Raw genomic sequence first — 23,680 nt, 5'->3', positions numbered from 1 at the left:
ATCGAGTCAATTCGGGTTAATTTAAATGTTGAAATAGAGAGAGTTATGCGATTTGCCGAGAACAGTTTTCAGAAAAAAGTCTTGTTCTCGGTAAAGTCTCGGTAATATTGACTTTTTTTGTGCATTTTTGATTTCCTGAAAAATAAAAAAGCGCTTAAAATCAATGATTTAAGCGCTTTTGTTGTCTTCTGGATTTCTCCAAAGTGCCCAGGACGGGACTCGAACCTGCACGGGATTATACTCCCACAAGGCCCTCAACCTTGCATGTCTACCAATTTCATCACCTGGGCAATACTTTTAGAACGTTTTTCGGATTTACCGAAAATTGTGTGTGCAAAACTATAAAAATTTTTTAACCTGCATACGTTTCAAAAAAAATCATTGACGTTCGTATTCATTTTCTTGTTTGATATTTACGATTACGCCGTCTTTTACTGTTACATAAAGCCGTTCCGTTTTTTGTACTTTCGGGGTCACAATCGGGTCGAGAGTGAGTTTCCCCTGGTTGATCTCGGTGCCTTTTAAATCTTCTTGTTTCTCGAAAATGTACACTTTCCCCGATTCATTGTCAAATATTTGCTGTGGTTTGCCCAACTCTTCCGTCAAAGCGGCAATGGACTTTCCGATGTACGAACGCTGAAGTTGTTTTTGCTGGCTGCAGGCCATGGTTACGATCAAAAACAACAGGATTAAAAAACGATGCATTGATTGTCAATTTTTGATAAAGAAAATCAGAATATTTGAAATCCCTGATAATTTAAATCATTTTAACTTTAAGCCTTGTTGAAAACTCCGATGTAATGATGAGAACTTATCATTTTCACCCATTTTTATTTTTTATCTTTGTGGCGTGTTTTACAACATATTCGTCATAAAACTTGCCGTAAAAAATGATTCAATTCTTTAAAAATCAAAGCAACAGTATTATTGCAGTTTATTCTGCAAAACCTCTCGGAGAAGAGAACATCGAAAAACTGATCTGGCTTTTTTCGGGAGCCGAATACCTGAAAAGCCAAACACTGGAAGGTTGGTTTGTGGGGCCTCGCAAAGAGATGCTGACACCCTGGAGTACCAACGCCGTGGAAATCACCCAGAATATGGGGATCGAAGGAATTCGCCGGATGGAGGAGTTTTTTGAAGTTGAAAGCGAAACTGCGAAATACGACCCGATGCTTCAGGCGATTTACAATGGGCTTACCCAGCAGGTATTTGCAATCGACAAAGAGCCGGACCCGATTCTGAACATTGAAGACATTGCGGCATACAACGAACAGGAAGGACTTGCGTTGAGCGATGATGAAATTGAATACCTGAACGGAGTTTCGAAAGAAATGGGACGTCCGTTAACCGATGGTGAGGTGTATGGTTTTGCCCAGGTGAACTCGGAACACTGCCGTCATAAAATCTTTAACGGCACTTTTGTCATCGACGGGAAGGAGATGGAGTCTTCTCTGTTCCAGATGATCAAAAAGACATCGAAAGAGAATCCCAACAAAATCGTTTCAGCTTATAAAGACAACTGCTCTTTTGTGCAGGGACCGGTGGTGGAACAATTTGCTCCCAAAACACAGGATAAACCCGACTTTTTTGAAGTTAAGGATATTGAAACCGTACTGTCATTAAAAGCAGAAACGCATAATTTTCCCACAACCGTAGAACCGTTTAACGGGGCTTCTACCGGTACCGGAGGTGAAATTCGCGACCGTATTGCCGGCGGGAAAGGAAGTTTGCCAATTGCCGGAACAGCGGTTTACATGACTTCTTACCCCAGAACCGAAGCACAACGCTCGTGGGAGCAGGCCACCGATGAACGCGAATGGTTGTACCAGACACCGGAACAAATCCTGATCAAAGCTTCAAACGGAGCCAGCGATTTCGGTAACAAATTCGGGCAACCGATTATTACCGGCTCGGTACTTACTTTCGAACACTTTGAAAGTTTTACCAAATACGGTTACGATAAGGTGATCATGCTGGCCGGCGGTATTGGTTTCGGAAATAAAAAACACAGTTTAAAAGACGAGCCAACAGTTGGCGATAAAGTCATTCTTTTAGGAGGTGATAACTACCGCATCGGAATGGGTGGTGGTGCAGTATCGTCGGTAGCAACGGGCGAGTTTAACAACGCTATTGAGTTGAACGCTGTTCAGCGTGCGAATCCTGAAATGCAGAAACGTGTGTACAACGCTATCCGGGCATTAAGCGAATCGGATGAAAACCCGATTATTTCGATCCACGACCACGGCGCAGGCGGTCACCTGAACTGTCTGTCGGAGTTGGTAGAATCGACGGGTGGAAAGATTGATACATCAAAATTACCGGTGGGCGATCCGACGCTTTCACAAAAAGAAATTATCGGAAACGAGTCGCAGGAGAGAATGGGATTGGTGATGAAACAGGAACATGTGGACCTGCTTCACCGGATTGCCGACCGTGAAAGAGCGCCGATGTACGAAATCGGGGAAGCGACGGGAGACATGCAGTTTACTTTTGAAAACTCGGCTACGGGTGAAAAGTCGATCGACTGGCAATTGGGATACATGTTTGGGAATCCACCCAAAACGGTTTTGGAAGATGAAACCATCGAACCCGATTTTGAGGAACTGGAATACAACTGGGAAGAAATATACGATTTGGTGGAGCAAACCATTCAGCTGGAATCAGTGGCCTGCAAAGACTGGCTGACCAACAAAGTGGACCGCTCGGTAACCGGACGAATTGCCAAGCAACAAACGGCCGGAGCGCTTCAATTACCGTTGAACAACGTTGGGGTGATCACACTCGATTACCAGGGGAAAGCAGGTTTGGCGACTTCCATCGGTCATGCGCCGGTGGCGGCTTTGGTGGATGCTGAAAGAGGATCGGTACTGGCAATTGCTGAATCGCTGACCAACATTATCTGGGCACCCATGACCGATCACCTCAAAAGTGTTTCGTTAAGCGCCAACTGGATGTGGCCGGCAAAAAATCCGGGCGAAAATGCAAGGATCTACAAAGCCGTGGAAGCTGCCAGCGATTTTGCTTGCGCCTTGGGAATCAACATTCCAACCGGAAAAGACTCCATGTCGATGACACAAAAATACAAGGACGATGTGGTGCTGGCTCCCGGAACGGTGATTATCTCAGCTTCGGGCGAGGTGTCGGATGTGAAAAAAGTAGTGGAGCCGGTACTGGTGAACGACGAAAGCAAGGAGATTCTTTTCATCGATTTATCGTTTATGGAAAGAGCTTTGGGCGGAAGTGCCTTTGCCCAGTCGATCAATAAAATAGGGAAGACTGCGCCAACCGTGGCTGATCCCGAAAAATTTGTAGTTGCTTTTAATACGGTTCAGAAACTGATTGAACAGGATCTGATTCTGGCCGGACATGATATTGCTTCCGGTGGTTTGATTACCACTTTGCTGGAAATGTGTTTCAGCAACACAAAAGGCGGAATGAAGGTAGATGTAACTGCCTTTGAAGAGGAAGATTTGGCAAAGATATTACTGGCCGAGAACCCGGGGCTGGTTATTCAGTGTGCAGACAACGATGAGGTGAAAAAACAACTGACCGAAGCAGGCGTTGCATTTATGTCGCTTGGTTTCCCGGTTCCTTACCGCAAAGTGAGAGTGCTTAACCGGACGGTTGAAGCGGATTTCGATATCAACTCGCTGCGTGATATGTGGTTCAAAACTTCGTACCTGCTTGACCGCAAACAAAGTGGTGAAGAAAAAGCACTGGAACGTTTTAAAAATTACAAGAACAACGCGCTGAGTTTTGATTTCAAGGATTTCACCGGAAAAGCTGCTGACCTGGGAATCGATCTGAAACGCAGAACTCCATCTGGAATTAAGGCTGCAATCATTCGCGAAAAAGGGGTGAACGGCGATCGCGAAATGGCTTATGCTATGTACCTGGCCGGTATGGATGTAAAAGACGTTCATATGACCGATTTGATTTCGGGACGCGAGACACTGGAAGACGTGAATATGATCGTTTTTGTGGGTGGTTTCTCGAATTCCGACGTGCTGGGATCGGCCAAAGGATGGGCCGGCGCTTTCAAATTTAATGAGAAAGCCCGTGTTGCACTCGAAAAATTCTACCGCAGGGAAGATACGCTGAGTTTGGGTGTTTGTAACGGCTGCCAGGTAATGATTGAGCTTGGGGTGGTTTATCCGGAGCACAGCATTCAGCCAAAAATGTTGCACAACGAGTCGCATAAATTTGAATCAACGTTCCTGAATGTGGACGTTCTTGAAAACGATTCGGTGATGCTCGGTAACATGGGCGGTATGAAACTGGGAATTTGGGTGGCACACGGAGAAGGTAAATTCTACCTGCCGTTTAACGAGAACCAGTACCAGATTCCGATGAAATACAGCCACGAAGAGTATCCCGGAAATCCGAATGGTTCACATTTTAGTGCAGCTTCGCTTTGTTCGGAAGATGGTCGTCACCTGGTGATGATGCCTCACCTGGAAAGGGCTTTCAAACCGTGGCACTGGCCGCATTACCCTGCCGACCGGAAAGCGGATGAAATTGCTCCGTGGATCCAGGCTTTTGTAAATGCCAAAAACTGGATTGCCGAAAAAACAAAATAGATTTTTACAGAATAGAAAAGCCGCTTTTCATCATTGAAAAGCGGCTTTTCGTTTATTCCTTTCTCTCTCGGAAAGAGTGCTCGTGTGATTTCCAAAATTTCATGCTTATGTTTTCCCAATTTCATGCCTACGTTTTTTTATTTCCTAAGCATGATTTTCTGAGGCTGTTTCTCCAGGTTATTTTACGATCATTTTCTTTTTAAGCTCATCTGCCAGTTCTTTGCCTTTAAGGGTTTCCACAATCTTTAAGGCAAACTCGATGGCAACACCAGCTCCTTTCCCTGTAATAATATTTCCGGTTTGCTCTACGTCGTTTCCTGTGATAATTGCCCCGTGCAATTCTTCTTCGAAGCCCGGATAACAGGTCGCCTTTTTGTTGTTTAGCAGGCCAAGATTTCCGAAAACCATCGGTGCGGCACAAATGGCTCCCAAAGGCTTTTCATTGTCATTAAAATTCAGGATTTGTTCGCGTAACCCGCCATGGGCTTTCAGGTTGGCCGATCCCGGCATTCCCCCCGGAAGAACAAGCATCTCTATTTCTGAATAATCAACATCCTCAAATAATTTATCGGCTGTAACTTGTATTTGGTGCGCCCCGGTAACAGCCAGGTCTCCGGTAACAGATACAACAGTTACTTTCAGGCTGGCCCTGCGCAGTACATCAATAATACTGATGGCTTCTATTTCTTCAAATCCTTCGGCTAAATGAACGGCTATATTTTTCATGTCAGTGTAATGTTGTTGATTTTATTGACCTCTCTGTTCATCCTCCCACATTCCTTATGCAGGACATCTTTCTTAAAAGAAGAGAAAATAAGGAATATTTGATGATTTCAAAAATAAAAAAAGGCCTTCAAAAATTGAAGACCTAATTACCTAATCATTTATTATCATTAATTATCAGAGTATTCGTGTAGCGCTTTCTCCAGCTTTTTACGGGTGAAGAAAATGCGGCTTTTTACTGTTCCCAAAGGCAAACTCAGTTCTTCTGCAATTTCCTTGTATTTGTAACCATCCAGAAACATGGTAAAAGGCACTTTGTATTCGTCTTCCAAAGCGTTGATGCTTTTGGTAATCTCTTTTGAACTGTAAAAAGAATCCGGTGCCGGATAGACTTTATCTTTTGTAAACATCAGGTGAAAGTCGTTGTTTGAACCTTCAAAGGTGTTTTTTGTTTTCACCTTTCTACGATAGTCGTTAATGAAGGTGTTTTTCATTATTGTATAAATCCATGCCTTGAAATTGGTGTTCTGCGTAAACTTTTCACGATAGGTTAACGCTTTCAGAAAAGTCTCTTGCAGCAAGTCGTCCGCTCTCTCCGAGTCAGAGGTCAGACTAAGGGCATAGTAGTGTAATTTGTCGCTTAATCCAAGCAGGGCGTTGGTGAATTGAATTTGAGTCATGGCGCGTTATTTTTAATTTGTCTAAACAAATTTAAGCTTTTGTTCCCCTGAAAACCAAATAAATCATGACAAAAGTCAGTCGATTAAATCTATCCCATATAAAGATTTTTTATTTCCTTATCGCGCTGATTTGACATATGTTAGAAATACGGAACTTTCCGGTCTAAATCGGGTATCGGCAGTTTCTGCACGGCTGTTTCAATATCAATTTATATCTTTGCTGCTTCATAGATTTTGTATTATGAGAACAAGTAAGTTTAACCATGATGCGCAATCTGTTTTATTTTTCCGAAAGTGGGGAAGAAAGAGTTATTCTCTTTTCCTCGCACTGAGGAAAGTTGTGGCGATTTCAGTTTTGGCAGTTGTTTATTTTCTGTCAACACCGGTTATTACGCTGGCAACTACCCAGGATACTTCGGAAGTTAAAATGGAATACGACCTTGATGAGATCGAGGTGAGTGCGCAGAGAACACCTGCACTTTATTCGCAGGTAGCACGGATTGTTTCCGTGATCGAGAGAAAAGAAATTGAGGCGGTACCGGCTCAGAGTGTTCAGGACCTGTTAGAGTACATTGCCGGCGTGGATGTACGACAACGCGGAACTGAAGGTGTCCAGGCGGATGTTAGTATTCGCGGTGGTACATTCGACCAGATCTTAATCCTTCTAAACGGTATTAACATCACCGACCCTCAAACCGGCCATCACAATTTAAATCTTCCAGTCAGTTTAGCCCAAATCGAAAGAATCGAAGTCCTCGAAGGGCCCGCTGCGCGTGTTTACGGCCCCAATGCATTTTCGGGTGCCATTAACATTATTACCCGGAAAGGAGGCGGAAATTCAGCCACCGTGAATGCTTCCGGCGGAAGCTTTGGTTATTTTGATGGAAATGTTTCGGCCGGAGTGAAAACCGGTCGGCTGAATCACATGCTTGCCGTTGGGAAGAAGCGCTCGGATGGGTATACGAACAATACCGATTTTGAGGAGCTAAACGGATTTTATTCCGCTTCCCTGAACACAAAGGACGGTGATCTGGACGTTCAGGTGGGTGTTTCTGAAAAAGGATTTGGGGCAAACAGTTTTTATTCACCCAAGTATCCAAATCAGTACGAAGCCACCAAAACGTTGTTTACTTCTGCAAAATGGGCTTCTTCCGGTCCGCTTCATCTAAGTCCGGTGGTTTATTTCAGGAGACATCAGGACCGCTTCGAGTTATTCCGGGATAACCCGGCCTCGTGGTACAGCGGGCACAATCACCACCTGACGCATACTTATGGCGGTAATCTGAACTCGTGGTTTGCGTGGGGAGCCGGTAAAACAGCTTTGGGAATCGAATACCGGAGCGAGCATATTCTGAGTAATGTTTTGGGAAAAGAGATGGACCATCCCAAAGACGTTCCGGGAGAAGATGCACAGTTTACCAAATCCGATTCGAGAAACACTTTGTCTGGTTTTCTGGAGCACTCCTTATATATTAATAAGTGGGCATTTACAGCCGGGATCATGGGGAACTACATTTCCGGGAGCGATCTTGGTATTAATTTCTTCCCCGGCGTTGATGTAAGTTATGATGTTTCGGAAGGAGTAAAGCTATACTCAAGCTTTAATTCCTCGTTGCGAATGCCAACTTTCACCGATCTTTATTACCAAGGGCCAACCAATGTAGGAAACCCTGATTTGAAACCGGAGAAATCGGCAACGATTGAAGGTGGAATCAAGTATAGCAAGCCGGTGGTGAAAGGACACGTGGTCGTGTTCTACCGGAAAGGAAAAAACATTATCGATTGGGTAAAGGCAACCGAAGAGGAAACCTGGACAACCCAAAATTTAACACGACTGACCAGCCTGGGAACAGAGGCGCAAGTGCAGTTGATACTGCGTAACCGCTTTGGGGAATTTGTTCCCAATATCGATGTCAGCTATTTGTTTAATAATGTTGACAAGCAGGAAGACGATTTTATTTCGCGGTATGTGTTGGATAACCTGAAACATAAACTGGTATGTTCTTTCAATCAGAAATTGGTAAAAAATCTAAGTCTTGATTTGAAGCTGGTGTACCAGGACCGGGAAGGAAGTTATACAAAGTATGAAGAAATGGCTCCGGTTGGTGAAGTAAATTACGATCCTTTTTGGTTAGTGGATGGGAAGTTATCTTATCAGCATCGAAACGTAAGGCTTTACACTTCGGTAAATAACCTATTCAATACCACATACAACGATATCGAAAATGTGGTACAGCCCGGAAGGTGGTTTAAAGCCGGTCTTGTTTACGAACTTCAATTCAGTAAAAAATAACATACACATAATTTATTCGGGATAAATTAATTATAGAAGAAACCGGGTATTTTGAACTCTCTTGTTTTCAGGTACCCGGTTTCTGTTTTATTAAAAAGAATGACAAAAATTGTATATTCGCCAAAAATTTGAATCATGTTAAAAGGAATATTATCTGTTTCAGGTCATTCAGGATTGTTTAAGTTGGTGGCCGAAAGTAAAAACAATATAATTGTAGAATCACTGGATTCAGGAAAAAGGATGCCTGTTTATTCTACTGCCAAAGTTTCAACGCTGGAAGACATTGCAATCTATACCAACGAGGGCGATGTTCCGTTGAAAGATATTTTCAAAACCATTTCTGACAAAGAGGATGGGGGAGCAGCTATTTCGGAAAAAGCATCGGGAAGTGAACTGAAGAACTACTTCGAAACCATTTTGCCCGATTACGACAAAGACCGTGTATATGTTTCCGACATTAAGAAAGTGATCCTGTGGTACAACACGCTTCAGGAAAAAGAATTACTCGACTTTACAGAAACTGAAGAGGAAGCCGGAAGCGATAGCGACGAATAAGTCGGCGTTTTCAGAACAAGCGGTAGTTTTGAGCCGTATTTTTATTCTCGTTTTGTTGATGTTTACCCAGTAAAATCTCAAAAAGTTTGGCAGTAGCAAAGGCATCGCCGGCGGCGCGGTGTCTTCCTTCTATTGCTATATCCAAATCAGAGCATAGTCTCCCCAATGAATAGGAACGGTGACCCGGAAGCAGTTTTCGTGAAAGCTTTACTGTGCAAAGGGTTTTGCTTTTGTAGTCGTAGCCAAGCCGTGCAAATTCTTCACGGACGAAGTTATAGTCAAAACTAACATTGTGAGCGACGAATGTACGCCCCGAAGTCATCTGGACGATCTTCTTGGCTACCTCGTAAAATTTGGGGGCGTTTCGCACCATTTCGTTATCGATCCCGGTCAGGTCGGTAATGAAATAGGGAATGTCCATTTCCGGGTTGATCAGTGTCGAGAAAGAATCGGTAACACGTTGTCCGTTATGTTGAATAATAGCTATCTCGGTAATTTTCCCGTAACGGTAGCTATGCCCTGTAGTTTCTATGTCAATTATTGAAAACAAAATGTATAATATTGTGAGTTTATATAATTTTAATGTTTAGTTTTGTTAAAAAATGTTTTGTAAAAATAAACCACAACCTAATATCACTGTTTTGTAAGATTGAAATTAATTTTTAAATTGCCTCTAGAATTCAAAGAAAACAATAATAAACTGTTAGATTATGAAAAAATTTACTCTTTTCTTTCTTGCGTTGGTATTTGTAGCCGGGGCTGCAATGGCGCAGAATTCAGACAAAAAATGGGCGATAGGTCTTGGGCCTGGGATCGATTATAATCTGGAGACTGAGTCTGCTGGTTTCCTTGCTGACTTTTACCTAAGTCGCTACCTGAGTCCACGATTCGATTTGATGTTGGATACACGTGTATCTTTCGATGATCCGGGACTGGACGTAGTAAACCCGTTATTGAACTTGCGTCTTAAACTCTTCAACGAAGACAACAAAGTTCAGCCTTACCTTTTTGGAGGTGTTGGTTACATGTGGGACAACAACGATAATGGTGTAAACTTTGACGCTGGTGCAGGATTGAAATTTCCGATTAGCCCAAGTACAGCATTGTTTGTTGCCGGTTCTTATGTTAAAGGAATTGACGGAGTCAGAAGCGTAAACGGTGTTGCAAGCGACGTAAACGATGACCATGTTATGGTAACAAGTATCGTTGAATTTGCTTTAGGTGCTGGCAAAGACTCTGACGGTGACGGTGTAAAAGATAGAAAAGACGAATGTCCGAATACACCTCCCGGAGTAGAAGTGGATGAAAAAGGATGTCCGCTGGATCGCGATGGCGACGGTGTGCCGGATTACAAAGATGATTGTCCGGACGAAGCTGGCCCTGCTTCATTGAACGGTTGTCCTGACCGCGATGGTGACGGTATTGCCGACAAAGATGACGAGTGCCCGGATGTAGCTGGTTTGGCTAAATTCAAAGGCTGTCCTGATACTGACGGTGATGGCGTTCCGGATCCAAAAGACAAATGTCCTGATACACCAAAAGGTTGTGCTGTTGACGCTGACGGTTGTCCGCTTGATTCAGACGGTGATGGTGTAATCGACTGTGAAGACAAATGTCCGCAAGAAGCTGGTCCTGCATCTAACAACGGATGTCCTGACTGGTCAGATATGACAATTGAAACTATTTATTTCGATTTCGACAAATCTGAATTGAAGCCTGAATTCAAAGCCGAGTTGGACAAACTGGCTGAGCAACTGAATGCTTCTAAAGAATATGAAATCGTTGTAGGTGGTCACACTTGTAACATCGGTGGTGAAGGTTACAACATGAAACTTTCTGAAAAACGTGCACAGGCAGTTGTTAAATACTTGTTAATGAAAGGTGTTAACAATGCATACGTTGGATCACATAATTATGGTGAAAGCAAACCAGCTGTACCAAACGATTCAATGAAGCACAGAAAAGAAAACCGTCGTACTGAATTCGAAGTTGCGAAAATCAGAAAATAGTAGTTTTCAAAATACATCAAAAAGCTCTGTCGTTTGACAGGGCTTTTTTTATGCCCCGAAGCCAACCCTTCTTTGTGCTTAAAATGTTATATTTGCGCACTCAAAAATTTTCACCATCATGAGCATTGAAAAGATCATTCAGAATGCAACCGTTGAAGCGTTAAAAACACTTTATAACGCAGACATTGACATTAACCAGGTGCAGGTTCAGAATACCCGGAAAGAGTTCGAAGGAGACGTAACCATTGTCGTGTTCCCGTTTCTAAGGGCGTCAAAGAAATCGCCTGAATTAACGGCCAATGATCTTGGAAGCTACTTAAGTGAAAAGGTCGATATTGTTGATTCTTTCAATGTTATCAAGGGATTCCTGAACCTGGTGATCAACAATACTTACTGGTTGGAAGTACTTCGCGATATTTATCAAAACCAGGATTTCGGAACCAAATCGGTCACGGAAGATTCAGAGCTGGTGATGGTGGAATATTCTTCGCCCAACACCAATAAACCGCTCCACCTGGGGCATATTCGGAATAACCTCTTGGGATTTTCTATTTCTGAAATTGCAAAAGCCAATGGGAAAAAGGTGGTGAAAACCAACATTGTAAACGATCGCGGAATTCATATTTGCAAGTCGATGTATGCCTGGAAAATGTGGGGCAACGGAAAAACTCCGGAGAACTCGGGAATGAAAGGCGATCATTTGGTGGGTGAATTTTATGTGGAATTCGACAAGCATTACAAGGCTGAAATAGCGGAGTTGGTTGCCGGAGGGATGACCAAGGAGGAAGCCGAAAACCAGGCTCCATCGATTATTGCTGCCCGCGAAATGCTGCGGAAATGGGAGGCCAAAGACGAAGAGACTGTGGAACTCTGGAAAACCATGAACGGTTGGGTGTACGAAGGTTTTGACGTAACCTACAAAAACCTGGGAGTTGATTTTGACAAGATTTACTACGAATCGGAAACTTACCTGGTAGGAAGAGACGAAGTTATACGGGGCCTGAAAGAAGGGATCTTTTCACAGCGGGAAGACCAATCGGTTTGGGCCGACCTGACAGCAGATGGTTTGGACCAGAAACTACTTCTTCGCAGCGATGGTACTTCGGTTTACATGACGCAGGATATTGGTACTGCGAAAATGCGCTTCAACGATTATTCGATCGATAAGATGGTTTACGTGGTTGGGAATGAGCAAAACTATCACTTCCAGGTGCTGGCAATTTTATTGGATAAACTTGGTTTTGAATGGGGAAAAGACCTGTACCATTTTTCGTATGGAATGGTGGAACTGCCTTCGGGGAAAATGAAGTCACGTGAAGGAACGGTAGTGGATGCAGACGACTTGATGGACGGAATGACCGAAGTGGCCCGTAACATGTCGAAAGAGTTGGGAAAACTGGAATCGCTTTCTGGAGAAGAAGCCGAAAAAACGTTCCGGATGATCGCCTTGGCGGCATTAAAATATTTTATTCTGAAAGTTGATCCGCGTAAAAATATGATGTTCAACCCTGAAGAGTCCATCGACTTTAACGGTAACACCGGTCCTTTTATTCAATATACTTATGCACGTATTCAGTCGGTGCTTCGGAAAGCAACTGAAAAAGGATTGGCAATGGATGCCGGTCTTCCGGTTACTGAACTATCGGTAAAAGAGAAAGACTTGTTAAAGCGTTTGTCGTTGTTCCCTTCGGTAGTGCAGGAAGCCGGCGATAATTACAGCCCGGCAGTGGTCGCCAATTATTGTTACGAGCTGGTTAAAGAATTCAACCAGTTCTACCACGATCATTCAATTTTGGGTGAAAGCGATCCAGGTACCATGAATTTCAGGTTAATTCTGGCATCATCGGTTGGGCAGGTTGTTCAGAAAGGAATGAATCTGCTTGGAATTGAAATGCCGGAAAGGATGTAAAAAAGGGAGGCGAACCTCCCTAAGTTTCTTTTTGTCTTTGTCGCTGAGATTGATTTAATGGATAACGGGGTTTGCGACGTCCTTCCTTACATTATAAAATACTGTAAACAGCGAAAAGGTAACCCCGGATTCACAAAGAAATCGGTATTGAAAGTTGCGTGGATTAAAGGATTTCGCACATTTGTTAGCCCATTTTTTCAAACATAACTTGTATCTTGTTGGTTACAAATCGAAAACAAAGACCTGAATGTGGTTTTTTAGCCTCTATAGTCCTCGAAATAAAAAAGGCATAAGTGCTACTGAATTCCACCAACTTTTTCGGGAAATATATCCCGACCTTTGTGTTTATGTCTCCCGGTATCTGAACGACGAGGAAACCGCAAAAGATATCGTGCAGGATGTGCTGATCACTTTTTGGGAAGAAAGTGAAAAGCTTAAAGACAAGAAACTCATCAGGCCTTATCTCTTCAAATCAGTTAAACACCGGGCACTGAACCACCTTAAACGCGAAAGCCGGAAATTGCCGCTCGATGCCTTTTTTGATTCCTTTAATGAGACGCTGGCAAACAATGAAAATGAAAGTGTTGAGAGCTTTCTGGCACTCGAGAATCTGCAATCCGATCTTGAAAAAGCCATCAATGAGTTGCCCGAACAGCGACAGCGAATATTCAGGATGAGTCGTTTCGAAGAAATGAAACACAAAGAAATCGCAGCAGCCCTGGATATATCTCCCAAAACCGTTGAGACACAAATTTTCAGAGCCTTAAAGTTTATCCGCGACAAATTGGGCGGTGAGTAAAAAGGGCGCCTTTTGAATAGTTTGTTGCGTGCGTGATTGATATTTTTTGCACGGAGTTAGGGGCTTTGATGAAAAAAATTGCGTTTCAATCAAAAAAAAATTAAAATGCTGTAAGTGATTTTTGCCGCTCGTTTTCCTTACTCATATAATACCAATAAAATGAGTAAAAAAATCGAACAGTTGTTTTTGGCTTACCTGGAAGGAAGGATCTCATCTCAGGATGAAAAATTCTTGCTGGAATGGCTAAAAAATAATCCGGAAGCCGTTAAGGACTATAACGAATTCAGGAGAATTTGGAACATGTCGAAAATGCTGGCCCGGTTAACCAACGAAGACCTGGAAAAACGTTGGCAGGAGATCGTCCGGGAGATTGAAAGCTCGCCTGTACGTAGTATGTCGCCGGTGCAGCGATTCTTTTACTGGGCGCCAAGAGTGGCAGCTATTTTTCTTTTCGGAGCAGCTTTGTCATTTTTTGTTGCCTACCTGGTATTTAATAGGCCCACCCAAGATCTTGCTTTCCAGGAGATCAATACACCAGCCGGTGCCAAGTCAAAAATTACCCTGCCCGACGGAACGGTGGTGTGGCTGAATGCCAGCAGTAATTTAAAATACTCAAGTGATTTCGGAAAAAAAGGAAGAGAAGTGGAATTGGAAGGTGAAGCTTTTTTTGATGTGGAAACCGATTCTTCCAAAGTTTTTATGGTTCGGACATCGGAACTGAACATTAAGGCGTACGGTACTTCGTTCAATGTAAAATCGTATCCCGAAGAAGGAACCATCGAAACCACTCTGCTGGAAGGAAAGGTGGGCGTAGTGCGCGATGGGCTGAATGAGAAGGAAAACGAAGTGTTACTTGAGCCGAACCAGCGCGTGGTGTATTTCCGGAAAAATAAACCGGTTGAAAAAACAGTAGACGCACAAATCGAAAAACAAGCCACTGAAACCATTAAAACCCAAAAAACAAATAAGTTAACCTACCTGATCTCAAAAGGTATTGATACCCGGGAATTCACATCCTGGAAAGACGGAACCTTGTTCATTACCAGCGAATCGCTCAGTGACTTGGCGATAAAACTGGAACGTAAATACGATGTGAAAATTCATTTTGAAACCGAAGCGCTTAGGAAGCTCAAGTTTACCGGTTCGCTTGAAAATGAAACAGTGGAACAAGTGATTGAAGCCATTGGTATTGCAGCTCATATTGATTATGAAATTGAGGACCGTGACATCTGGCTAAAAGAGAAAAACTAAATAATAGATACTAACTACGTACTGCCCGGAGATAACAGGGAAGTTGTGTCGTAACGAAATCCGTGGCCACTTTTTCTACCCGTGCAGTACGCTAACAACAAACCAATTTCTAACAAATGAATTTAAAACAGCTGATTTTAATCGCCTGTGTTCTGTTGTCGTTTACTTTAAGCGCACAGGAAAAGATTAGTTTGAAGGTTGAAAACATGAACCTGGAGAACGTCTTTAAAACCATTCATGAAAAAAGTGGTTACCGGTTTTTCTACAGTGACGACCTGGTTGATCTGGAGAAGATTATTTCTCTTGATATTGCAGATGCCGGGATTGAGCAACTCATCGAAATCTTAAAAAGGAAGACCAATCTGAGTTTTCGTATGATGGAAGATCAGTTAATTGTGGTTTCTCCCGTAGGGGAAAAGCACGGAGTGGTGGTCAAGGGTCGGGTAACTTCTGCCAGGGAGCCGCAGGGACTTCCCGGTGTTAACGTTGTAATTAGAGGTACTGCAAAAGGAGTGACCACCAGTATGGACGGTACTTACAGCATTGAGGTACCCGAAGAATCGGTCGTCCTGTCTTTTTCGTTTATTGGGTTTCAGTCGCAGGAAGTTGCGGTAAACGGGCAACGCGAACTAAACGTGGTTTTAGTCGAAGATATTCAGTCGATTGATGAAGTAGTAGTTACCGCTCTTAGTATTGAACGGGACAAGAACTCTCTGGGCTATTCGATTACACAAGTAGGAAGCGACGAAATTAACCGGGCCAAAGAAAACAATCCTGTTAACTCGCTTGCCGGAAAAGTTTCGGGTTTGCAGATTACCAAATCGCCCACAGGCGTTGATGGTTCTTCGAGGGTTATTCTTCGTGGAGTAGCTTCCATGTTGGGAAATAACCGCCCCTTGTTTGTGATAGATGGTATCCCGATGGATGCCGGGTTTGGAGGTGGAGGCCGTTGGGGTGGTAAAGACAGCGGAGATGCGCTGGCCGACCTGAATCCGGAAGACATTGAATCGATGAGCGTGCTGAAGGGAGCTGGTGCTGCTGCGGCCTACGGATCGAGAGGAGCCAATGGAGTTATTTTGATCACCACCAAAAAAGGGAAAAACAAACGAGGGATCGGCATATCGTTTTCCTCGGGATACACCATGGAAAACCCCATGGTTGCCCCCGATTTCCAGAACGAATACACACAAGGTGCTTTTGGGTATTATCCTTCGTTGTCAGGAAATCCGCCGAAACCTCTGGCCGATTATCCCTGGATATGGAGTTACGGTGAAAAAATGGACGGGCAGACACTGGTTAACTGGCTGGGGCAGGAGGAACAAATGGTGCCGCAGGCCAATCCTTACGATGCATTTTTCCGTACCGGAAGCTCGTTTACAAATACGGTGTCTTTTGACGGAGGCAACGACAGAACTACGTTTCGCGCATCGATAACCCATCAGGACTCCAAAGGCATTATGCCCAACAACGATCTGTCGAAACAAACTTTCAACTTGCGCGGGTTTTCAAAACTGGGAGAGAAAGTAGAGTTCGATTCCAAGCTCACCTACATTCATTCGTCGGTGGAGAATCGCCCGTATCTTGCAGAAGACGGTTCAAATGTGGTACAGTCGCTGGCCATTATGCCCCGGAATATCACGCTCGAATCATTAAAGCAAAACACTGCCGATGCAGAGGGAAACATGTTGAAGTGGAACACCGACAACACCTTTGCCAACCCGTATTGGATACTTCAAAACAAACTGAACGAAGACGAAAAAAACCGTTTTCAGGGCATGTTTTCGATTAAATGGAATACTACGGAGCATTTTCATCTGATGGTTCGCTCGGGCCTCGATTATACAAACAGTTCATCAAAAGATTATGAAAACCCGGGACGTCCGTCCATCGCTACCGGACAGGGAAGTATTAGCAAAGGCATGGGCAATAGCATGGAGTGGAACTCCGATTTCCTGGGAACTTATGATAAAAGTTTCAACGATTTTTCGCTAAACCTGAGCTTGGGTGGAAACTACCGCTACAATAAATACAATTCTATTTCGCAGTGGGGAAGCGTGATGCGCGTGCCGGAGATGTACAACATCTCGAACTACCGCAACTACGGCACCAGTGAATGGTTCTCAAAAAAGCAGGTTTATTCGCTTTACGCGCTCGGCCAGTTTGCGTTTCAGAACTATTTATACCTCGATGTTACCGCGCGTAATGATTGGTCATCTACTTTGCCATTAGGTAATAACTCCTATTTCTATCATTCTGAAAACCTGAGCTTTCTGTTTTCTGAAGCATTCAAACTGAATTGGGAGTGGCTGACAACCGGAAAGCTGCGGGCTTCATTTGCCAAAGTGGGGAATGATACGGGAGCATACGAGATTGCACAATACTATAGTCTTAGCCAGACTCAAACCGACTATCCGCTTGCGAGTATCGGGGGGCAATTGCCGCATTTCGATCTGAAACCCGAAGAAACCAGCTCGTGGGAAGTAGGTACTAATCTTGCCATGTTCAAAAATCGTCTGGCGGTAGATTTTACTTATTACTACAGCATTTCTGACAATCAGATAATGAACGTTGACCTAACACCGTCGTCCGGGTATTCAAGCCGGAAAATGAATGCAGGCAAATTACAGAACAGGGGCGTTGAAGTACAATTGAATGCAACACCTGTTGAAACTCCGGGAGGTTTTTCCTGGGATGTGATTTTAACTTGGTCGAAGAACAGATCGGAGGTAATGGAATTGTATGGCGACATGGAATTTCTGCCGCTGGCCGAAGAGTTTCACATGAGTATTCAGGCGCGCCCGGGAGAACCTTACGGAGTGATTTATACCACCGATTACAAACGCGATTCATTTGGGCACAAACTGATCGACAAAAATGGTTTTGCGCAAGCAGGCGAATGGAAAGCCATGGGAAATATCAACCCCGACTGGATGGGCGGTATAAACAACCAGTTCAGCTATAAAAATGTTAGCCTGAGTTTTCTGGTGGATGTTCAAAAGGGAGGTGATATTTACTCGTGGGGAAAAGCCTACATGGGACTTTTTGGCACCAGTGCCGAAACCCTGGAAGGACGGGCCGAGTGGGCTGCCGGAACCGGCGGTTTTATTGAAGAGGGCAGGAGCGAATCAAACGGACAGCCCAATACCATCCCGATTGACCCGACGCTGAGATGGTACAATATTTACAACAAACAAATAGGAACTGAGTGGATACAGGATGCCACGAATGTTCGTTTGCGTGAGCTGGTGCTAAGTTACAACATGCCTTCCAGGTTGCTGGCAAAGCTGCCCATCGACGATGTGAATTTGTCGCTGGTAGGCCGGAACCTGTTCTTTTTGTATCGTGCCATGGACCATTTCGACCCCGAATCGGGCTACAACAGCGGAAATACCGGTAATGGCATCGAGCACTTGTCATTGCCTTCCACTTCGAGCTATGGTGTAAACCTTAAAATTAATTTCTAATCGGATGAAAGCTTTAAAAATAGGATTCTTGCTCGTTGTATTACTGGTGTTTAGTACAGCTTGCGATGATGAATTCGAAAGAACAAATACCAACCCCAACGCAGTAACCAAAATCGATCCGGAGTATTTATTTGCCAACGCTTGTTTACAGACTATGCGTGGAAATGGGAATAAATACTTACAGTTTCCTTTTGCAACGCAATATGCACACATCTACAGCGGTCAAAACAACAGCATGTTTATCGACCGGTATTACGATAATTTTACTTCGCACGAGTACCGGGATGTTTTCGAAGGCTTTTATTACGGGCCAATTCGTCATGTGCAGGAAGTACTCAGGTTGACAAAACCAGGTGGGGATTACGAAAATCCGGTGCGGTATGCGATGGCACGCATAATTGCCGTAATGAACCTAGTGCAGCTCAGCGATGCTTTTGGAAGTATCCCTTACCTTGATGGTGGTTTGGGGCAGGAGGGGAATCTCTACCCGGAATACGATTCGGTGGAAACGATTTACAAAGATGCACTTGACGAACTTAAAAATGCCATAGCCGTTCTGAGCACTGCCAGTTCAGCAGATGGATTTCCGGGAGCCGACCCGATTTTTGGCAATAACCTGGAAAACTGGGGGCGCTTTGCCAACTCCCTGCGTCTTAGGTACGCTATGCGGATTCGCTTTGTGAGCGAAGACAAAAGTTATGCAGAGAACATCATAAAAGAATGTCTTACAGCACCTTTAATTGAAGAGAACAGCCAGAATGTGGTGAACGAGAACCAGGACTCGGATATTGGTGAATTTCAAAACCCGGTGTATAGCCACTATGATTACTGGAAGTGGAAAATGAGTGCATTTTTTGTTGACTGGCTTAAATTGCTGAACGATCCGCGTCTGGAAGTTTTTGTGAAGCCCAATGCGGCCGGAGAATTTGTTGGTTTGCCGAACGGCATAAGCAACTCTGCTTTACCCGATTGGGATTTAAACACGGTGTCGTCGCCGGCTGATAACCTGGTAGGCAAAGCAGCACCTTTTTATTTTATGTCGGCATCAGAAATCTGGTTGCTGAGGGCAGAAGCGGCCCTGGCTGGCATTTCGCAGGAGAATGCAAGCCAAATGTATCAAACAGGTATCCGGAAATCGCTTGAGCAATGGATGGTAGATGAAACCATTATTGACGCTTACCTGGCTGAAAATGAGAATTCAACACTTAACGGAAGCACCGGGCACCAGTTCGAACAAATCTGTACCCAGTTATGGATTTCGGTTTTACCCAATGCAATGGAAGGCTGGAATACCATTCGCCGTACAGGCTATCCGAAAATACAACAACGCACAGCCCCCGATTTCGATCTGGGTGTAACCAACGGTACTTTGCCGGCACGTCTGCGCTATCCTTCGTCAGAAGTGAATATAAACCACACGAACTACCTGAAGGCTCTGGAAATGCAGGGGGAAGACCTGATTACCACTAAACTCTGGTGGGACGTAAAGGATTAGAAGACTTAACCAATAGATTCAATAAAAACTAAAGATTACCATTATGAAAAAGATTAATTATTTCCTACTCACAATGTTTGCCCTAGTGGCGTTAATGATTTCTTGTTCCGAAGACCCGGCTCCGCCCGTAGTGGAGATATTTGCAGAAGTAGATCTGAACGATTCGTACACCGTCAACTTCAATACGGTTTCGGAGAATGCCACTTCTTTTTCGTGGAATTTCGGAGATGGTGAAACCGGAAGCGGCGCAACAACCAGTCATACCTATACCATGTCGGGCGATTACACCGTAACCGTTACCGCGATGGGTGACGGAGGCGAAGCTTTGAACAGCAAATCGGTTACCATTGTCGCCTCAATGTCAGAATTATTGTCGGGAGGGCCCGGGGTTAATGGTAAAACCTGGGTACTTAGCCGCACTGCCACTCCCGGAATGGACGGAGCAGGTGCTTTTGATGCTTCTTTCCCTACAGGGATTATGCCCGGGACGGATAATCTTCTTAATGAAATAGGTCTGGATGTAGAATACGATAATGAATATACTTTTTACGCCGATGGGAAATATAAAGTAGATAATAAAAATGGAAATAACCTGGCTGGATGGGTTTATAGTGCGATGGAGTTAGGAGAAGAAAACTTCGTGACAATTACTCCTGTTGGAGTATTCTCGGTTAAAAATACTCCTTCAACAAATGCAACATGGACGTTAACTGAAAATACAAGCCTCGTTGTTGATGCAGTAGACGAGCTGGGAGAGAACAGCTTCTCACCCAAGACGGTTACTTTCGAAAATGCGGATTACCTGACCTTTGCAAACGGTGGTTTCCTCGGAATTCAGGATTATGCAGTTAATGCAATCCTTCGGGATATTTCACCTGACAGAATGGTTGTAGCTATTTATTTACACAGTGTTATTGGGGCACCGACTAAACCGTCGAACCTGATAACTCTTAGCTTCGATGCCAAGTAGCTTTATCGGAACCTGACTCTTAAAACCTGCCGGAGGACAGTTTCGGCAGGTTGTAACTAAATATCAATAAATTAAAAGTACATGTTAACACGATTATCGATTATTTTATTTATCGCTTCAGTTTTTATCTCCTGTAACGATGCCCCCAAAGGAGTGATTAGCTACGACGGATTTTTACAGGTAAAAGACCAGCGGTTTGAAGATGCAGAAGGCAGACAAGTGGTGTTGAGCGGTATAAACTTTATCAGTAAAGATTCTGCCGAAAATTACATGCCACCACAAAACGAAGAAACTTTCCGGCAGTTTAAACAATGGGGATTTAACTGCATTCGGCTGGGAATTATCTGGGACGGGCTGGAGCCGGAACCGGGTAAATACAACGAAGCTTATTTGCGCGAAATTGATAAGCGGATAGAGTGGGCCAAAGAAAATGAAATCTATGTTTTTCTGGATATGCACCAGGATCTTTACGGGGCCAGGTTTTCGGATGGAGCACCCAACTGGGCAACACTTACCGACGGACAAGATCATTACACTGGCGATGTGTGGAGTGATTCGTACCTGATCAGCCCAGCAGTTCAAACGGCCTTCGATAATTTCTGGAAAAATACGCCGGCATCCGATGGTATTGGTTTACAGGATCATTACGCAAATCTTTGGAAGCACATTGCACAGCGCTACGCCAGCAATACTACGGTAATTGGCTACGATATCATGAACGAGCCCTTTATGGGTTCCGAGGCACAAAACGTTATGCCTTTGTTGCTGGGGGCTTATGCGCAGGTTTTGGTGGAGGAAACCGGGCAGGCACCTCCTTCTGCCGAAGAGTTGGAGCTTATGTGGGGCAGTGAAGCTTCGCGTTTAAAGGCACTGGAGCTTATTTCAACACGCGAAAAATATGCGAAAGTTGTGGATGCCGTTTATGAATTGAGTGCGGCCTTTGAGAAAGACCAGTTGCAGCCTTTTTATCAGAAAGTGGCCAACGCCATTCGGGAAGTAGACGCCAACCATATTCTGATGTATAACCACAATTATTTTGTAAATACCGGTGTTTCTACTGCTTTGGAAGCTACTACTTTGCCCGATGGTACACGCGACCCCAATGTGGCTTATGCTGCGCATGGTTACGATCTGGTGGTGGATACCAAAGAGGTTGAAAACCCCAGTTACGAGCGGGTTGAATTTATTTTCGACCGCATTGCTGAAAGCGGAAAACGAATGAATATGCCGGTGTTGGTTGGCGAATGGGGCGCGCTTCATGGTAAATCGGCGAAAATGGTGGAAACAGCTCAACATCTGGTGAGCATGATGGAAAAACACAGTTTCAGCAATACCTACTGGGCTTATTATGGAGATATTGCAGATTATCCTTATTTTCAGGAGGCCATTGTGCGGCCGTATCCGCAGCAAATAGCAGGTATTTTGGAGGCCTACAATTACAATTCTGAAACCGGGGAATTTACCTGTTCCTGGAACGAAACCGGAATCGCAAAGGTGCCAACAGTTATTTATGTTCCCAATCTGAAAGCTTTGTCAGAGGAGGATGTGGAAACAGAACCATCGTCGGAGCAGTTTGTGTTCGATTATTTTGAAAATTGCGATGCGGGCCGACTGATCATTTCTCCCGGAAAAGAGAAAGCCAGGCGTCAGTTGAAATTCAAGTTGAAAACAAATACGGGGGAGGATATTTCAATAGAATAATTTCCTGCTCAGAAATGATAAGAATAAATCTGTCTTGTTCAAGGCAGATTTATTTTTTGCACATGGTCAACCGGTTACTTGTTGAAAGAATAATAGGATTGACTCAATCTACAACAATCTTTCATTGATCGTTACCCGATTATTTGCTTACCGACGAATCCCGGATAATCAACTCCGTGGGCATTGTTATCGTTTCAAAATAATCCGGAGTTTCTTTTTGATTGATCTGGCGAATAAGCAATTCAGCGGCTTTCTTTCCCATTTCAAACCCGGGCTGCTTAATGGTACTTATGGAAGGAGTCACCACTTCCGCGAACGGTTCATTACTAAATCCAACAATTGCAACTTCCTCCGGTACTTTTATGTTGTTTTCGCGCAAATAAATGATGGAGCTTAATGCCGTTGTATCGTTGGCGCAAAAAACGGCATCGGGACGGATGGCTGCATTCATTAATTTGCCGATAGCTTGCGTTCCGTCTTTCCGTGTCAGGCTATTGTGCAAAATAAATGCATCATCGGGTTGAAGTCCGGCTTCCTGCAAGGCTGTTATATATCCGGCCTGCCTGTTTTGATAAATCCTTAAATTTTGCGGACCACCAATCATGGCAATTCGCTTTCTTCCCTGCTCAATTAAATGGCGCGTGGCCAGGTATCCGCCGCGAAAATCGTCTGCAACAATTTTGTACGCATGAATTTCATCCACAATACGGTCGAAAAATACAAGCGGGATCTGTCTTTCCGAAAACAGTTTTAAATGTTCGTATGAACTCGTTTCCATGGCAATGGAAAGAATTACTCCGTCAACACGGTTGGCAAACAGGGAATGAGCGATCTTGCTTTCTTTTTCAAAATTATCGTTTGATTGCGATATGCTAACGGCAAAGCCCTGTTCGTAGGCAACTTCTTCAATGCCGCTAATAACCGACGAAAAGAAATGCCGGTTGATCAGCGGAACGATCACCCCGATGGTATTGGTTCGTTTGGTTCGGAAGTTGGCAGCCACAACATTGGGGCGGTATCCCATTTCCGCTGCCGCCTTTTTTATTTTATTGCGGGTAGCCTGGCTGATCAATGGATTATCATTAAGTGCTCTGGATACAGTTGATGCTGATATATTCAACGCTTTGGCAATGTCGTGAATGGTCGTTTCCGGTTGGTTGCTCATCCTTATTATTTTGGCGGTAAAGTTAAGATTATTTTTCTTTTTATGCAATCGATTGCATTCTCCCGAAAATTATATATACATTTGTA

The 23,680-nt window shown here is 44.0% G+C and carries 16 protein-coding genes and 1 tRNA gene; 11 read left to right on the top strand and 6 right to left on the bottom strand.

Annotation, left to right across the window (positions count from 1 at the left end):
* Positions 1–204: 204 nt before the first annotated feature.
* Together INQ51_RS10055 and INQ51_RS10050 are read right to left on the bottom strand one after the other, a co-directional pair.
* Positions 205–290: transfer RNA gene (locus tag INQ51_RS10055), tRNA-Leu, on the bottom strand.
* 88 nt (positions 291–378) lie between these two features.
* Positions 379–705 carry a hypothetical protein gene (locus INQ51_RS10050; RefSeq protein ID WP_233377841.1) on the bottom strand — a complete coding sequence of 109 codons (327 nt, stop codon included), beginning with the start codon at positions 703–705 and terminating at the stop codon, positions 379–381.
* A 185-nt stretch (positions 706–890) separates the two neighbouring features.
* On the opposite strand from INQ51_RS10050, the gene purL reads away from it, so the two are divergent.
* The gene (purL, locus tag INQ51_RS10045) at positions 891–4,580 is read left to right on the top strand and encodes a phosphoribosylformylglycinamidine synthase (RefSeq protein ID WP_233377840.1); all 3,690 of its coding nucleotides are present in this window, start codon (positions 891–893) and stop codon (positions 4,578–4,580) included.
* A gap of 177 nt (positions 4,581–4,757) precedes the next feature.
* On the opposite strand, the gene INQ51_RS10040 is transcribed toward purL, so the two are convergent.
* Positions 4,758–5,306 carry a DJ-1 family glyoxalase III gene (locus tag INQ51_RS10040; RefSeq protein WP_233377839.1) on the bottom strand — a complete coding sequence of 183 codons (549 nt, stop codon included), beginning with the start codon at positions 5,304–5,306 and terminating at the stop codon, positions 4,758–4,760.
* Between the two features lie 167 nt (positions 5,307–5,473).
* Positions 5,474–5,983, bottom strand: a complete 510-nt coding sequence (locus INQ51_RS10035) for an RNA polymerase sigma factor (protein ID WP_119436029.1) — start codon at positions 5,981–5,983, stop codon at positions 5,474–5,476.
* Positions 5,984–6,224: 241 nt separating this feature from the next.
* Here INQ51_RS10035 and INQ51_RS10030 point away from each other — a divergent pair, with 241 nt between their 5' ends.
* Positions 6,225–8,276, top strand: a complete 2,052-nt coding sequence (locus INQ51_RS10030) for a TonB-dependent receptor plug domain-containing protein (protein ID WP_233377838.1) — start codon at positions 6,225–6,227, stop codon at positions 8,274–8,276.
* A gap of 135 nt (positions 8,277–8,411) precedes the next feature.
* Positions 8,412–8,831, top strand: a complete 420-nt coding sequence (locus tag INQ51_RS10025; protein WP_233377837.1) for a DUF5606 domain-containing protein — start codon at positions 8,412–8,414, stop codon at positions 8,829–8,831.
* Positions 8,832–8,841: 10 nt separating this feature from the next.
* Here INQ51_RS10025 and INQ51_RS10020 read toward each other — a convergent pair whose 3' ends face one another.
* Positions 8,842–9,381: a PolC-type DNA polymerase III gene (locus INQ51_RS10020; RefSeq protein ID WP_233377836.1), complete on the bottom strand. Its 540-nt coding sequence runs from the start codon at positions 9,379–9,381 to the stop codon at positions 8,842–8,844.
* A gap of 160 nt (positions 9,382–9,541) precedes the next feature.
* Between INQ51_RS10020 and INQ51_RS10015 the strand changes: the two genes are divergently transcribed.
* From INQ51_RS10015 to INQ51_RS09980, 8 genes are all read left to right on the top strand, one after another.
* Positions 9,542–10,840, top strand: a complete 1,299-nt coding sequence (locus tag INQ51_RS10015) for an OmpA family protein (RefSeq protein WP_233377835.1) — start codon at positions 9,542–9,544, stop codon at positions 10,838–10,840.
* A 118-nt stretch (positions 10,841–10,958) separates the two neighbouring features.
* Positions 10,959–12,749, top strand: a complete 1,791-nt coding sequence (argS, locus tag INQ51_RS10010) for an arginine--tRNA ligase (protein WP_233377834.1) — start codon at positions 10,959–10,961, stop codon at positions 12,747–12,749.
* Positions 12,750–12,996: 247 nt separating this feature from the next.
* Complete coding sequence (locus INQ51_RS10005; RefSeq protein WP_119436035.1) at positions 12,997–13,548, top strand: RNA polymerase sigma-70 factor; 552 nt, start codon at positions 12,997–12,999, stop codon at positions 13,546–13,548.
* 159 nt (positions 13,549–13,707) lie between these two features.
* Complete coding sequence (locus tag INQ51_RS10000) at positions 13,708–14,799, top strand: FecR family protein (RefSeq protein ID WP_233377833.1); 1,092 nt, start codon at positions 13,708–13,710, stop codon at positions 14,797–14,799.
* A 116-nt stretch (positions 14,800–14,915) separates the two neighbouring features.
* Positions 14,916–18,263 carry a SusC/RagA family TonB-linked outer membrane protein gene (locus INQ51_RS09995; RefSeq protein WP_233377832.1) on the top strand — a complete coding sequence of 1,116 codons (3,348 nt, stop codon included), beginning with the start codon at positions 14,916–14,918 and terminating at the stop codon, positions 18,261–18,263.
* A 4-nt stretch (positions 18,264–18,267) separates the two neighbouring features.
* Positions 18,268–19,758, top strand: a complete 1,491-nt coding sequence (locus tag INQ51_RS09990; protein WP_233377831.1) for a SusD/RagB family nutrient-binding outer membrane lipoprotein — start codon at positions 18,268–18,270, stop codon at positions 19,756–19,758.
* A 43-nt stretch (positions 19,759–19,801) separates the two neighbouring features.
* Positions 19,802–20,728 carry a PKD domain-containing protein gene (locus tag INQ51_RS09985; RefSeq protein WP_233377830.1) on the top strand — a complete coding sequence of 309 codons (927 nt, stop codon included), beginning with the start codon at positions 19,802–19,804 and terminating at the stop codon, positions 20,726–20,728.
* A gap of 81 nt (positions 20,729–20,809) precedes the next feature.
* Positions 20,810–22,429 (top strand): cellulase family glycosylhydrolase, encoded by a 1,620-nt coding sequence (locus INQ51_RS09980; RefSeq protein WP_233377829.1) that lies wholly within the window; start codon positions 20,810–20,812, stop codon positions 22,427–22,429.
* Positions 22,430–22,568: 139 nt separating this feature from the next.
* Here the strand turns inward: INQ51_RS09980 and INQ51_RS09975 are convergent, their stop codons facing one another.
* Positions 22,569–23,594, bottom strand: coding sequence for a LacI family DNA-binding transcriptional regulator (locus INQ51_RS09975; protein WP_233377828.1), 1,026 nt, complete (start codon positions 23,592–23,594; stop codon positions 22,569–22,571).
* Between the last annotated feature and the right edge of the window lie 86 nt (positions 23,595–23,680).

The sequence above is a fragment of the Maribellus sp. CM-23 genome (assembly GCF_021354595.1).
Lineage (GTDB): Bacteria > Bacteroidota > Bacteroidia > Bacteroidales > Prolixibacteraceae > Draconibacterium.
This window is presented reverse-complemented; position numbering and strand designations above follow the sequence as displayed.